This is a genomic window from Streptomyces bacillaris (assembly GCF_003268675.1).
Classification (GTDB): domain Bacteria; phylum Actinomycetota; class Actinomycetes; order Streptomycetales; family Streptomycetaceae; genus Streptomyces; species Streptomyces bacillaris.
Genome location: NZ_CP029378.1, coordinates 5,060,885 through 5,074,845, shown reverse-complemented (window position 1 = coordinate 5,074,845; position 13,961 = coordinate 5,060,885). Strand labels below are relative to the sequence as shown.

Below are 13,961 nucleotides of genomic sequence, written 5' to 3'. Positions count from 1 at the left end.
GCGTCAGTCCTTAACCGCTCCGCCCAGTCCGGAGACCAGGCGTCGCTGTACGAGTACGAAGAAGACGAGCACGGGGATGGTCATCACGGTCGAGGCTGCCATGATCCCGCCCCAGTCGTTCTCGTCCGGTTTGAAGAAGACCAGGAGGGCCATCGGCAGCGTCGACTGGGAGGTGTCGCTGATGATGAAGGACTTCGCGAAGAGGAAGTCGTTCCAGGTGGTGATGAAGGAGAAGACGCTGGTGGCCACGAGGCCGGGGAAGACCAGCGGGAAGAGGATCTGCCACAGGAAGCGGGTGCGGCTCGCCCCGTCGATGTAGGCGGCCTCCTCCAGGGCCTCGGGGACGGCCTTGACGAAGCCGCGCAGCATCCAGATGGCGAACGGCAGCGAGAAGGCCAGGTGCGGCAGGATCAGCGAGCCGAGGGTGTTCAGCTGGCCGAAGTCCCGCATCAGGAAGAAGAGCGGGATGGTCAACGCCTCCACCGGCACCATCTGCGCCACCAGGAACATGATGAGCAGCGTGGTGCGGAACTTGAAGCGGAAGCGGGTCACGGCGGTGGCGGCCAGGAAGGCGATCAGCGCCGAGAGGATGACGACCGTGCCCGCGACCAGCAGGCTGTTGAGGAAGTAGCGGCCGAAGTCCTGCTGTTCGAAGACCCGGCGGAACGAGTCGAGCGAGGGGGCGAGCGTCCAGGGGCGCGCCTCGGTGGACTGGATCTCCCCGGCCGGTTTGAAGGCGGAGAGCACCATCCAGTAGAGCGGGAAGGCGACCGCCACGGCGATCAGCAGGGCCGCGGCCTCGGCGGCGAGCCTGCCGGGCCGCTTGACCCGCAGCAGCTTGGTCACACTCACAGTTCCTCCCCCTGGCGCCGCACCAGGCGCAGATAGACGAGCGTGACGGCCAGCAGGATCACCAGCATCACGACGCCGATCGCCGAGCCGAGGCTGTACTGCGAGGACGCGAACGCCTTCTGGTACGCGTACACGTTGAGCACCAGGTTCTGGCCGGCGATGCCGCCGCCGTTGGTCATGACGTAGATCTGGGTGAAGACCTTGAAGTCCCAGATGATCGACTGGATGGTGACGACGATCAGGATGGGCTTGAGCATCGGCGCCATGATGGTGCGCCAGATCCGCCACTGGGACGCGCCGTCCAGCGAGGCGGCCTCCAGCACCTCGGTGGGGATGGCCCGGATGCCCGCGTACACGGTGACCATGACGAACGGGAACGAGCACCACAGGACTTCGAGGAGTACGAGCGCGAAGGCGCTGTAGCGCCCGTACGTCCAGGAGAAGTCACCGAGCCCGAGCACCTTGTTCACGGGTCCGAAGTCGGGGTCGAAGAGGAAGACCCAGACCGTCGAACCGGTGATCGCGGGGGTGGCCCAGGCGCCGAGCGCGGCCATCATCAGCGCGAGCCGGGGCAGCGCGCGGATGCGGGTGAGCAGGACGGCCATGGCGCAGCCGACGACGAGCGTGGAGACCACGCAGGCGGCGGCGAAGAGGACGGTGGCGAGGAGGACCTGCCAGAACTGGCTGTCGTTGAAGAGGGTGGCGTAGTTGTCGAAGCCCTTGAAGGTGGTGGGTTCGCCGCCGCTGACCTGGGCCTGGGTGTACTCCAGGAACGAGATCAGGCCGAGCTGGTAGATCGGGTAGACCAGCAGTCCGGCGAGCAGGACGAGGGCGGGCAGCAGATAGAGCCAGGGGGTCCAGCCGGAGTGCCCCTTGGGGGACACGGAGCGGCCGCGCCGGGGCGGGCGGCCGGCGGGGGTGCCGGTGCCCGCCCCGGCCGCACCGGGGGCCGGGGCCTGGAGAGCGGTGGTGGGGGTGGTCATGGTCAGCCCGCGTCGGTGAAGGCCGTGTCCATCTTCTTCGCCGCGTCGTCCGAGGCCTGGGCCACGTCCTTACGGCCGGAGACGATCTCCTGGAACATCGTCGGCAGGACCAGGGAGGCGTCGATCTGGCCCCAGGCGGGCGAGGCGGGGACGAACTTGGCCCCGGCGCCGAGGGTCTGGACGAACGGGGCGACGAACGGCTGCTTCTTGGCCGCGTTGTCCAGGACGTCGGTGTAGGTGGGCAGGAAGCCCATCGCGTCGAACATCTCGGCCTGGGTCTTCTTGCTCGTCAGCGACTTCATCAGCTCGACGGCGAGGGTGCGGTGCGAACTGCTCTTGAGGACGCCGATGTTGTTGCCGCCCGCGAAGGCGGGGGCGATGGAGTCGGGGGCGACGCCGGGCAGCGGGACGACGGCGTACTTGCCCTTGACCGAGCCCGCCTCGACGGCCGCGTGGCTGAAGTCGCCGCCGATCGCCATGGCGGCCTTGCCGGAGGCGAAGGCGGTCACGGTGGCGTTGCCGCCCATGGAGGCGCACTTGGCGGCCGGGCAGTTGTCGTCGCCGAAGAGGGAGGTGTAGGCCTCGATGCCCTTGCGGGCCTTCTCGCTGTTGATGCCGGACTTGTACGTACCGCCGGTCTCGCCCGCGATCTCGCCGCCGTGGGACCAGATGAAGGGCATCGCGCCGTAGGTGTAGGCGCCGCCGACCGCGAGGCCGTAGAGGTCGGGCTTGGCCTTGCGGACCTTCTTGGCGGTGGAGATCAGCTCGGCCTGGGACTTGGGGGGCTCGATGCCGAGCTCCTTGAAGACGTCGGTGCGGTAGTAGAGGGCCCGGACGCCGACGAAGAACGGGGCGCCGTAGACCTTGTCCCCGACGGTGACGGACTGCTTGGCGATCGGGTCGGTGTCCTTGGCCTCCTCCCAGGCGGCGAACTCGGCGGTCACGTCCGCGAGTCCGCCGTCCTTGACGTAGCCGGCGGTGTCGCTGTTGCCGTACTCGATGAGGTCGGGGGCGCTCTTGGGATCGTTGAAGGCGGCCTTGATGCGCTGGGCGCGGGTGTCGACGGGTATGTACTCGATCTCGACGTCGGTGCCCTGGTGGCTCTTCTCGAAGGCGGCGACCGCGTCGTCGACGACCTTTTCCTTGGGCTTGTTGCCGACCTCCTGGAAGAGCCAGACACGGAGGGTCCCGCTCTTCTCGTCACCCTTCGCACTGGTGTCGGAGGTCTGGGGCGCGCAGGCGGTGGCGGTGAGGCCCGCCAGCACAAGCGCCGCCACCGGGGCGGCAATTCGGGCAGAAAGCTTCATCCGGGAACCCCTACCGGTCATGCGTTGCATCATGTGCAACGTGCGTTTCGTTCTGCACAACTGGCAGGAGAGTAAGTCCGGTTCCGGCGCCCGACAAGTGGTCTCCACCACTCTGTGACCCGGCGGTGCAGCCCGTGCAACGCGAGCATTCGGTCACCCTCCGTGAGGGTCACACGGGGGACACCGCCCGGAAACGCGGAAGACCCCCGGCCCGCGCGTCACCGCGCGGGCCGGGGGTCCCGGGCCCGAGGCCCGTTACAGCCGGGAGAGGCTACTTCTTGTCCTTGCCGCCCTTGCCCTTGTCCTTGTCGCCACCGGCACCCATGGACTCGTAGATCTCCTTGCACATGGGACAGACCGGGTACTTCTTGGGGTCGCGCCCCGGCACCCAGACCTTGCCGCACAGCGCGACCACGGGAGTGCCTTCCAGGGCGCTCGCCATGATCTTGTCCTTCTGGACGTAATGGGCGTAGCGCTCGTGGTCGCCGTCGCCCCTCGACACCTGTGGCGTCGGCTCTACGAGGGTCCCCGTACCTGCCCCGCGATCGGGCTCAAGAGTGCTCATAACCGCCAAGGGTACTGAAGAGAACGGCCTTCAGTTGAGCGAAGGGTCGTCCGGATACGTGGCGATCATCGCCAGCTCGCTGCGCTGCCGCCGGAGCACCGCGCGCCAGAGGTTCTCCGGGCGCGGGGAGGAGACGTCACCGGGCTCCGACTCGACCACGTACCAAGCGCCCTCGGTCAGCTCGCCCTCCAGCTGACCGGGCCCCCACCCCGCGTACCCGGCGAAGATCCGCAGCGAGCCGAGCGCCGGTCCCAGCAGCTCCGGCGGGGTCTCCAGGTCGACCAGGCCGATCGCCCCGTGCACCCGGCGCCAGCCGAGCGGCCCCTCGTCGCCGGGGATCACCGCCACGCCGAGCGCGGAGTCGAGCGAGACCGGGCCGCCCTGGAAGACGACGTCCGGCTCACCGGTCAGTCCGGCCCAGGAGCCGAGGATGTCCCCGACGCCGACCGGGGTCGGGCGGTTGAGGACCACGCCGAGGGAGCCCTCCTCGTCGTGGTCGAGGAGGAGCACCACCGCGCGGTCGAAATTCGGGTCCGCGAGGGCCGGTGCGGCCACGAGCAGTCGCCCTGTGAGCGAGGACACCTCCGTCATGGCAGAAATGATCCCGCATCTTCGCCCTCCGCGGACACCGGGCGGCCGAGGTGACCACCTCAGGAGAGCGAGCGCAGCTCAGGGCGCACGGGGGCACGGGGAGCGCACCGCGCGGGCAGGATCCGGGGGCCATCCGGACGGTGACCCTCCGCAAGATCGGGTGAGCGGAGGGTGTTGTGGCGGATTCATGACGTTCGTACACCCCCCTTCGCCTTACGGAAGGGGGGTAGGAGGCCATTACCCTTTTCGTTGGCCCCCTGCCCGACCACTCCGGAACGCGAGATACATGACCGGCACAGACGATGTCCTGCTTGTCCACGGCGGCACCCCGCTGGAGGGCGAGATCCGCGTCCGAGGCGCCAAGAACCTGGTGCCGAAGGCCATGGTCGCCGCGCTGCTCGGCAGCGGGCCCAGCCGCCTCCGCAACGTTCCCGACATCCGTGACGTACGGGTGGTCCGGGGCCTCCTCCAGCTGCACGGCGTCACGGTCCGTCCCGGCGACGAGCCGGGCGAACTGATCCTCGACCCCTCGCACGTCGAGTCGGCCAACGTCGCCGACATCGATGCCCACGCGGGTTCGTCGCGCATCCCGATCCTCTTCTGCGGCCCCCTGCTGCACCGCCTCGGCCACGCCTTCATCCCGGGCCTGGGCGGCTGCGACATCGGCGGCCGGCCGATCGACTTCCACTTCGAGGTGCTCCGCCAGTTCGGCGCGACCATCGAGAAGCGGGCCGACGGCCAGTACCTGGAGGCCCCGCAGCGGCTGCGCGGCACCAAGATCCGGCTGCCGTACCCCTCGGTGGGCTCCACCGAGCAGGTGCTGCTCACCGCCGTCCTCGCCGAGGGCGTCACCGAGCTGTCCAACGCGGCGGTCGAGCCGGAGATCGAGGACCTCATCTGCGTGCTGCAGAAGATGGGCGCGATCATCTCCATGGACACCGACCGGACCATCCGGATCACCGGTGTCGACCGGCTCGACGGCTACACCCACCGGGCGATCCCGGACCGGCTGGAGGCGGCCTCCTGGGCGTCGGCCGCGCTGGCGACCGAGGGCAACATCTATGTGCGCGGGGCCCAGCAGCGCTCGATGATGACCTTCCTCAACACCTACCGCAAGGTCGGCGGTGCCTTCGAGATCGACGACGAGGGCATCCGCTTCTGGCACCCGGGCGGCGCGCTCAACGCCATCGCGCTGGAGACGGACGTCCACCCCGGCTTCCAGACCGACTGGCAGCAGCCCCTGGTGGTGGCGCTGACGCAGGCCGCGGGGCTCTCCATCGTCCACGAGACGGTGTACGAGTCGCGGCTCGGCTTCACCTCCGCGCTCAACCAGATGGGTGCGCACATCCAGCTCTACCGCGAGTGCCTGGGCGGTTCGGACTGCCGCTTCGGCCAGCGCAACTTCCTGCACTCGGCGGTCGTCTCCGGACCGACGAAGCTCCAGGGCGCCGATCTGGTCATCCCCGACCTGCGCGGCGGCTTCTCGTACCTGATCGCGGCGCTGGCGGCCCAGGGGACCTCCCGGGTGCACGGCATCGATCTGATCAACCGCGGTTACGAGAACTTCATGGAGAAGCTGGAGAAGCTCGGCGCGAAGGTGGAGCTGCCGGGCGGTTCCCTGGTCTGACCCCGCACAGCGCTGCCGCACACAGCACTGCGCACCCGGTGCCCCGGTCCCCTCGCTGAGGGGGCCGGGGCACCGGCCTTTCCCAGGCCCGGCCGCCCGGGCCCCGCAGCCACCCGCAGTCGGCCGAGGCGGCCCTCAGCGGCCCCCGGACGCCCCTCCCGTACGGCGGTGGCACCGGGCGGCACCCCCGGCGGCCCGCACGGCCCACGGGGGCACCTGCGGCCCGCATGTGCCCCTGGCATGCGCGAGGGCGGCCACTCCCGGTGGGGAGTGGCCGCCCTCTCTTGCGCCTTGGGGGGTTACTTACCCTTGGCGGCTTCCTTGAGCTTGGAGCCCGCGGAGACCTTCACGCTGTAGCCGGCGGGGATGTTGATCGGGTCGCCGGTCTGCGGGTTGCGCGCGGTGCGAGCGGCACGGTGGGTGCGCTCGAAGGTCAGGAAGCCGGGGATGGTGACCTTCTCGTCGCCCTTGGCGACGATCTCACCGACGGTCTCGGCGAGCGCGGCCAGCACGGCGTCGGCGTCCTTGCGGGTCACCTCGGCACGGTCGGCCAGGGCGGCCACCAGCTCACTGCGGTTCATGTTGTTACTCCCGTGTTCTTCTTGCCTGTGAGGCGTGAGATCGAAGCCGATGCTGCCAGGGCCCTCTGACAGTCCCCGGACCCGGGTCTGATGTCAGACCCTCGCGCCCGATTACGCATCCTGCCCCCACCTGCGGCGGGAAAGCCAATCCGGAACCCTTCAGGGTCAACGAAAAGCGCCACTGTCTGCTCGTGGTGACGTTCCGTCGGCTTCCCTTAGCGGTCCGCAGCGGATGCCGGGCCCTGCGGGGCCCACTGCCCGCCCACCCTAAAGGGGCGTTTGGGGCGCCGCGACCCGCGACGCGCCGTACGGCACGGGCGGGTGCGGCCCGGGGTGTCCCGCGCGTACCCCTGAACGGCCCAGCGAAACCGCGTGGTCTAGACGGCGGAGGCGGGGGCCTCACCGGTGCCCGCGGCGGCCTTGGCGGCCGCGCGGACGGCTCCGGCGACCGCTCCGGCCACCTTGTCGTTGAAGACCGAGGGGATGATGTAGTTCGCGTTGACCTCGTCCTCGCCGACCACGTCGGCGAGGGCTCCGGCGGCGGCGAGCATCATCTCCGTGTTGACGGTGCGGGACTGAGCGTCCAGCAGACCGCGGAAGACACCCGGGAAGACCAGCACGTTGTTGATCTGGTTGGGGAAGTCGGAGCGGCCGGTGGCGACGACGGCGGCGGTCTCGCGGGCGACCGCGGGGTCGACCTCGGGGTCCGGGTTCGCGAGCGCGAACACGATCGCGCCCTCCGCCATCGCCGCGACGTCGTCACCGTTGAGGACGTTGGGGGCGGAGACGCCGATGAAGACGTCGGCGCCGACCACGGCCTGCTTGAGGGTGCCGGTGACGCCCTCGGGGTTGGTGTTGTCCGCGATCCAGCGCAGCGGCGAGTCGGAGTCGGCGGCGACCAGGTCCTCGCGCCCGGCGTGCACGACGCCGTGGATGTCGGCCACCACGGCGTGCTTGACACCGGCGGCGATCAGCAGCTTCAGGATGGCCGTACCGGCGGCGCCGGCACCGGACATGACGACCCGTACGTCACCGATGTTCTTGCCCACCACGCGCAGGGCGTTGGTCAGCGCGGCGAGCACGACGATGGCGGTGCCGTGCTGGTCGTCGTGGAAGACGGGGATGTCCAGGGCCTCGCGGAGCCGGGCCTCGATCTCGAAGCAGCGGGGGGCGGAGATGTCCTCCAGGTTGATGCCCGCGAAGCCGGGGGCGATCGCCTTAACGATCTCGACGATCGCGTCGGTGTCCTGGGTGTCCAGGCAGATCGGCCAGGCGTCGATGCCCGCGAAGCGCTTGAAGAGGGCCGCCTTGCCCTCCATGACGGGCAGCGAGGCCATCGGGCCGATGTTGCCGAGGCCGAGCACCGCGGAGCCGTCCGTCACGACTGCGACGGAGTTGCGCTTGATGGTGAGGCGGCGGGCGTCCTCGGGGTTCTCGGCGATGGCCATGCAGACCCGGGCGACGCCGGGGGTGTAGATCATCGAGAGGTCGTCACGGTTGCGGATGGGGTGCTTGGACGCCATCTCGATCTTGCCGCCGAGGTGCATGAGGAACGTACGGTCGGAGACCTTGCCCAGCACGACGCCCTCGATGTCGCGCAGACCCTCGACGATCTCGTCCGCGTGCGAGGTGGAGGTGGCCGCGATCGTGACGTCGATCCGCAGCTTCTCGTGGCCGGAGGCCGTCACGTCGAGGCCGGTGACCGATCCCCCGACGACTCCACGGCCGTGGTGAGCTGGGAGACCGCGGTGCCGCTCGCGGGCACCTCCAGCCTGACCGTCATCGAGTACGAGACGCTGGGCGCCGTTGCCATGGCCGAGTCCTTCGCTTTCCTCAAGCTTCATTGCTTCGCATCCGGAACCCTCGTTCCGGTCACGCTTCCCGATCGTCGCACCTACCGACTGGTAGCCGTTAATGACTGCCACCTTTCGGAAAGTGTTTTCCACCATACGAGAAGTCACCCGTTCGGCGGAACCCCCAACCGGCTCCGACCGCCCCCGACCGGGTTCTGAAACGACAACAGACCCGCGCCACCGAAAGGTGACGCGGGTCTGTCCTTCACGTTGAGTGGCACCGACCCGCCATGCTCGCCTCGCGGCAAGTGGTCGCTCGAAGCGACGAAGGTTGGGCCCGGGGGCTTGGATCGAGCCGGTGCCAGTACCACGGTAACAAAGACCCCGGAGAAGTGATTCCCCGTGCGCCGTGTTGACGAAAGGCGCTCGACCCTCGGGCCGGGACGCCCGCTCCCCCGGCCCGGCAGGATCCGCCCCCCGGCCCGCCCGGTCAGTCCCGCAGCAGGTCCGGCACCCCGTCCGCGTCCGGCATGTCCCGCTCCCCCGACACCACGGTGAGCTGCTGCGTGGCCCGTGTCAGCGCCACGTACAGCACCCGCAGCCCCGCCGGGGACTCGTCCGCGATCTCCGCGGGCGAGACGACCACCGTGGCGTCGTACTCCAGGCCCTTCGCCTCCAGGCTGCCCAGCGCCACCACCCGCTCGCCCAGCTCCGCCAGCCACCCACGGGCCTCGGCGCGCCGGTCCATCGCCACGACCACACCCACCGTGCCGTCCACCTCCGCCAGCAGCCGGCGCGCCTCCGCGCGGACCGTGGCGGCCAGGTCCCCGTCCCGTACGGGCTCGAAGCGCGGCACCACCCCGGTCGAGCGGACCGCCGACGGGGACTCCATGCCGGGCATGGCGAGCGCCAGCACCTTCGCGGCCAGCTCCGCGATCTCGGCCGGGTTGCGGTAGTTGACGGTGAGGGTGAAGCGGCGGCGCGGCCGGGAGCCGAGCGCCTCGTCCCGGGCGGCGGCCGCCTCGTCCGGGTCGGACCAGGAGGACTGGGCCGGGTCGCCGACGATCGTCCAGGTCGCGTGGCGGCCCCGGCGGCCCACCATCCGCCACTGCATGGGCGTCAGGTCCTGCGCCTCGTCGACGATGACGTGCGCGTACTCCGTGCGCTCCGCCGCCAGCCGCTCGGCCCGCTCCCACTGGGTCTCCTCGCGCTGCGGCATCAGCTCCTCCAGCCCGGAGAGCTGGTCCAGCGGGTCCATCTCGCGCTTGCGCTTCGGCCGGGCCGGGGTGCCCAGCAGCGCCTGGAGCTCGTCCAGCAGCGCCACGTCGTGGACGGAGAGGGGGCCGCTGCCGTCCGCCGTGTCCAGCCGCTTCAGGGAGCGGGCCAGCCGCCGCGCCTCGCCCTGGTTGAGGATGCGCCGGGACCAGCGGGCGAGCCGCTTCTCGTCGGCCATCGCGGCCAGCACCCGGCGCGGGGTCAGCTCGGGCCACCAGGCGTCCAGGAACTCCAGGAACGGGGTCTCGGTGGAGACGTCCTCGTCGAAGGAGGACCGCAACTCCGCCACCAACTGCGGGTCGGTGTAGCGGCCGCGCCCCGAGGACTTGCTCCACAGGGCGTCGAGGAGCAGCTTGCGGGCGCGCGGGCGCAGCAGGTTGACGGGGGCGGTGCCGCCGAGGACGTTGTGCCGGATGCGGCGGAGTTCGTCGGCCTCCAGCTCGATACGGGCTCCGAAGGCGACGACCCGCAGCCGGGTGGGGGTGGCCGGGGCGGCGGCCCGCTCGGGCTCCTCCCCGAAGGCGAGCTGGCCGCCCGCGTCCGCCGGGCGCGGCACCTCCAGCGCGCCCCGGGCCGCCTTGCGCAGCACCGGGAGCATCCGGGAGGAGCCCTTGATGCGGGCGATGGCCGGTTCGTCGTAGGCGGTGGCGCCCTCCGGCCCGGTCGCCTCCTCGGTGAGCGAGCCGATCGCGCGGATCGCGACCTGCCCCTCCTCCCCGAGCGAGGGCAGCACCCCTTCGGTGTACGCGACCAGGAGCGGGGTGGGCGAGACGATCAGGATGCCGCCCGCGTACCGCCGCCGGTCCTGGTAGAGCAGGTACGCGGCCCGGTGCAGGGCGACGGCCGTCTTGCCGGTGCCGGGGCCGCCGGTGACCTCGGTGACCGAGGCGGCGGGGGCCCGGATGACCAGGTCCTGTTCGGCCTGGATGGAGGCGACGATGTCCCGCATGGTGTGGCTGCGGGCCTGGCCGAGGGCGGCCATCAGGGCCCCGTCACCGATCACCGGCAGCTTCTCGCCGCCCAGATACGCCGTCAGCTCCGGGCGCATCAGGTCGTCCTCGACCCCGAGGACCTTGCGCCCCTTGGAGCGGATGACCCGGCGGCGCACGACGCGGCCCGGGTCCTTGGGCGTGGAGCGGTAGAACGGAGCGGCGGCCGGGGCCCGCCAGTCGATCACCAGCGGCGCGTAGTCGGCGTCCAGGACCCCGATCCGGCCGATGTGGAGCGTCTCCGCGATGTCGGCGGTGGCGTCCTCGCGTACGGCGTCGTCGGCCGGCTCGACGGAGGTGTACGCGCCGTCCGGGCCGCGCTCACCGTCCTTGCCGAGGAGCAGGTCGATCCGGCCGAAGAGGAAGTCCTCGAACTCGCTGTTGAGCCGGTTGAGGTGGACGCCCGCCCGGAAGACCTGGGCGTCCCGCTCCGCGAGGGCGCCGGGCGTGCCGACCTGCCCGCGTTTGACCGCGTCGTGCATGAGAAATTCCGCCTCGTCGATCTTCTCTTCGAGGCGGTGGTAAACCCGGTCCAGATGTTCCTGCTCGACACCGATCTCCCGGTCCCGCAGCGAATCGACAGCGGCATCCTGCGCGGCCACCGAGGCCCCCTTCTGACGTGCATTGGGCAGCCGTCAACCCTATGCGAAGGGGGACCCGCGCGCACCTGCCGTCCACGCCGCGAGTGTTGCGATTGCGCGTCGGAAGGAAGACCCGGAGGTCACCTCGGAGGACGCCCCGGCCCGGAACGGCCCCGGCCGGTCCGGAACGGCCCGCTCAGGCGCCGATCTCCACCAGCCGCTCCCCGTCGAAGGTCCGCACCTCGAACCGGGCGATGTCCTCGCGGGACATCGCGGCGCCCCCGTGCACGTACAGCGGGGCCTTCGCCGACTCGTGCGACGAACCCTCGATGCCGTACCCCCACTTCGGGACCGACCAGGAGGTGACGACCTCCTCCTCACCGGTCTTGGAGACGGCGACGAGCGTGCACTTCTGCGGTCCCTTGACGTTCTTCAGCTCCAGGACCGTGTGCGTGCCCCACGCCTTCTTCTCCATGCCGACCGTCGCGCCGACCCGGGTGGTGGGGTCGGTCCCGGAGACCTTCTCCGGCATGTGCTCGAAGAAGGAGTCCTCGGCGGGGCTGGTGGGGTGCGGCTCCCCGGCGGCGACGGATCGGCCGCCGCCCTCGTCGCCCCCGGTGACGGCGACGGCGGCGACCGGGCCGCCGATGATCAGCGCGGCGGCAGCGGCGACGAGATACCGGCTGCGCTTCGTACGGCGGTGGCGCCGGTGCGCGACCTCGTCCATCAGCCCGCCGAGCACCTTGGGCGCGGGCGGCTCGGGAACCTGCGGTACGGGACGGGCCCCGGGCACGGCCGACGGCGCCTCGGCCAGCATCGCGAGCATGGGCTCCATCCCGGCGAACTCGTCGAGATGCGCCGAGCACCGGGCGCACCCGGCGAGATGGGCCTCGAAGGCGCTCGCCTGGGCGTCGTCCAGGATGCCCAGGACATAGGCGGCGGCCGCATCGTGCTCGGACCCCTCGGGCTCCCCGCCGAACGACGGCCCGGGGCCGGAGGGATGGCCGGGCCCGACGGGTCCGGTGATGCCGGAGGGATGCCCGGGGCCAGTGGGACCGGCGGAGTGACCGGGGCCGGAGGGATGCCCGGGACCGGCGGAGTGACCGGGGGTGGAGAGATACGCGGGCCCTGAGGGGTGTGCAGGACCCGCGGGATAAGGGGGATTCGAGGAACCCGAGGGGTGGGAGAAACCCGAGGGACCTGAGTGGCCCGGGGAATCCGGGAAGCCCGAGGGCCCCGTGGAACCCGGGGAACCCGAGCGGTGAGAAGGCCCGGATGAGTGAGAGGGACGGCCGGAGCCCGTGGAGTACGGGGAGTTCGAGGGACCGGTGGGCCTGCGGGGTCCGGGAGGCCGGGGCCCGAACGGCTGCCACTGCTGGTCGCTCATGCCGTGATCCCCCTCTCTTCGAGTGCGAGCTTCATCGAACGGAGTGCGTAGAAGACCCTGGACCGCACGGTGCCGCTGGGAATGCCGAGCACCTCGGCCGCCTCGTTCACCGTACGTCCCCTGAAGTAGGTCTCGACCAATGCTTCCCGGTGCGCGGGCGTCAAATCGTCGAGCGCGTCCGACAGCGTCATCAGCCACAGCGCCTTGTCGATCTCGTCCTCCGCGGGAATGACCTCCAGCGGCGACGGATCGACCTCGCGCGGCCGGGCCTGCCGGCTGCGGTGGCCGTCGATGACGATGCGCCGGGCGACCGTCACCAGCCAGGGGCGGACGGAGCCGGTGGCCCGGTTGAGCCGGCCGGCGTTCTTCCAGGCACGGATGAGCGTCTCCTGCACGACGTCCTCGGCCCGCTGGCGGTCGCCCGCCACCAGCCGGAGGACGTACGCGAGCAGCGGCCCGGCGTGTTCGCGGTAGAGCGCCCGCATCAGCTCCTCGTCGGGTATCCCGGCCGGGGGCGTGGGCGGCTCACCACGATGTCGAGCCCTGTGCGGACGGTCATCGGCCACGGCCGCATCCTTGCGCACCCGAAACCTCCTGGTCGAGACCCTGGATGGAGTCCTTCGGACAGGGATACGGAGGGGGACGCGGGATCATTCAACGCCGGGTCATATTTCTTCCGCGGAGGGGTCAGACGGGGCGACGCCGGCCGTCGGCACGGCCTCCCCGGCGGCCGTACGGCGGCGGTGCCGGGCGACCCGTTCCCGGTTGCCGCAGACCTCCCCGGAGCACCAGCGGCGCCGGCCCCCGCGCGAGGTGTCCAGGTAGAGCCGGTGGCAGGCGTCGCCCGCGCAGCGGCGCAGGGCGGACCGCGCCACCGGGTCGGTGAGCAGGTCCACCGCGTCCCGGGCCACGACCGCGAGGAGCCCCGCGCAGTCGGGTGCGGCGCTCAGGGTCCGTACCAGCGCACCGCCCTCGCCCCGCACCGCGCGAGGCCCCGGCGGGGCGTGTGCGGCAAGGGAGTTGACCCGCTCCAGGGCATACCCGTGGTCAGGGCTGCCGGGTTGGACCGTGTCCGGGTCGACGGCCGCCTCCCGCAACGCCAGTTGGGCCGCCATCAGCCGCTCCACGTCCGCCCGCAGCTCCCGGAAGCGGGTCAGCCAGGTGGCGTCCAGGGCGGTCAGTGCGGTGCCCGGCGGGACGAGCCGGGCGGCGGTCAGCCAGTCGGCCAGCCGGGCCGGTCCTTCGAGCTGTTCCCGGGCGCGGGGCGTCCCGCCCACGGGCCCGGTGGCCACCAGGTCGAGGCAGATCCGGCCGGAGTCGAACCGCCACACGTACGCGCCCCTGCCCGCCGCCATGAGTCTGTCACCGCCTCGGGGTCACCGGTCGGATGCCACCCTCCAGAGTGCCCCCGCCGGGCCCGCGCGTCACCC

General features: G+C 71.1%; 11 protein-coding genes and 1 pseudogene. 1 reads left to right on the top strand and 11 read right to left on the bottom strand.

Features of this window, described 5'->3' with window-relative positions:
• Positions 1-3: 3 nt before the first annotated feature.
• The 5 genes from DJ476_RS22040 to DJ476_RS22020 form a co-directional block, all read right to left on the bottom strand.
• Complete coding sequence (locus tag DJ476_RS22040; RefSeq protein WP_026237619.1) at positions 4-852, bottom strand: carbohydrate ABC transporter permease; 849 nt, start codon at positions 850-852, stop codon at positions 4-6.
• Positions 849-1,835 (bottom strand): carbohydrate ABC transporter permease, encoded by a 987-nt coding sequence (locus DJ476_RS22035; protein WP_070201419.1) that lies wholly within the window; start codon positions 1,833-1,835, stop codon positions 849-851. The genes DJ476_RS22040 and DJ476_RS22035 overlap by 4 nt, the downstream gene beginning before the upstream one ends.
• A 2-nt stretch (positions 1,836-1,837) precedes the next feature.
• Positions 1,838-3,142 carry an extracellular solute-binding protein gene (locus DJ476_RS22030; RefSeq protein WP_103418855.1) on the bottom strand — a complete coding sequence of 435 codons (1,305 nt, stop codon included), beginning with the start codon at positions 3,140-3,142 and terminating at the stop codon, positions 1,838-1,840.
• Positions 3,143-3,413: 271 nt separating this feature from the next.
• The gene (locus DJ476_RS22025) at positions 3,414-3,707 is read right to left on the bottom strand and encodes a DUF3039 domain-containing protein (protein ID WP_003968816.1); all 294 of its coding nucleotides are present in this window, start codon (positions 3,705-3,707) and stop codon (positions 3,414-3,416) included.
• Between the two features lie 30 nt (positions 3,708-3,737).
• The gene (locus tag DJ476_RS22020) at positions 3,738-4,298 is read right to left on the bottom strand and encodes a YqgE/AlgH family protein (RefSeq protein WP_018488575.1); all 561 of its coding nucleotides are present in this window, start codon (positions 4,296-4,298) and stop codon (positions 3,738-3,740) included.
• Between the two features lie 286 nt (positions 4,299-4,584).
• Here DJ476_RS22020 and murA point away from each other — a divergent pair, with 286 nt between their 5' ends.
• Complete coding sequence (gene murA, locus DJ476_RS22015; protein WP_018488574.1) at positions 4,585-5,925, top strand: UDP-N-acetylglucosamine 1-carboxyvinyltransferase; 1,341 nt, start codon at positions 4,585-4,587, stop codon at positions 5,923-5,925.
• A gap of 299 nt (positions 5,926-6,224) precedes the next feature.
• On the opposite strand, the gene DJ476_RS22010 is transcribed toward murA, so the two are convergent.
• From DJ476_RS22010 to DJ476_RS21985, 6 genes and pseudogenes are all read right to left on the bottom strand, one after another.
• A complete protein-coding gene (locus tag DJ476_RS22010) occupies positions 6,225-6,506 on the bottom strand; it encodes an HU family DNA-binding protein (protein WP_003968811.1) in 282 nt (93 codons plus the stop codon).
• Positions 6,507-6,883: 377 nt separating this feature from the next.
• Positions 6,884-8,319, bottom strand: a pseudogene (locus DJ476_RS22005) (malic enzyme-like NAD(P)-binding protein).
• A 470-nt stretch (positions 8,320-8,789) separates the two neighbouring features.
• Entirely contained in the window at positions 8,790-11,165 is a 2,376-nt protein-coding gene (locus tag DJ476_RS22000) for a HelD family protein (protein ID WP_181006550.1), read from the bottom strand.
• Positions 11,166-11,340: 175 nt separating this feature from the next.
• Complete coding sequence (locus DJ476_RS21995; RefSeq protein WP_318294894.1) at positions 11,341-12,171, bottom strand: anti-sigma factor family protein; 831 nt, start codon at positions 12,169-12,171, stop codon at positions 11,341-11,343.
• Positions 12,172-12,527: 356 nt separating this feature from the next.
• A complete protein-coding gene (locus DJ476_RS21990; RefSeq protein WP_026237617.1) occupies positions 12,528-13,115 on the bottom strand; it encodes a sigma-70 family RNA polymerase sigma factor in 588 nt (195 codons plus the stop codon).
• 81 nt (positions 13,116-13,196) lie between these two features.
• Positions 13,197-13,886, bottom strand: a complete 690-nt coding sequence (locus tag DJ476_RS21985; RefSeq protein ID WP_112491353.1) for a CGNR zinc finger domain-containing protein — start codon at positions 13,884-13,886, stop codon at positions 13,197-13,199.
• Between the last annotated feature and the right edge of the window lie 75 nt (positions 13,887-13,961).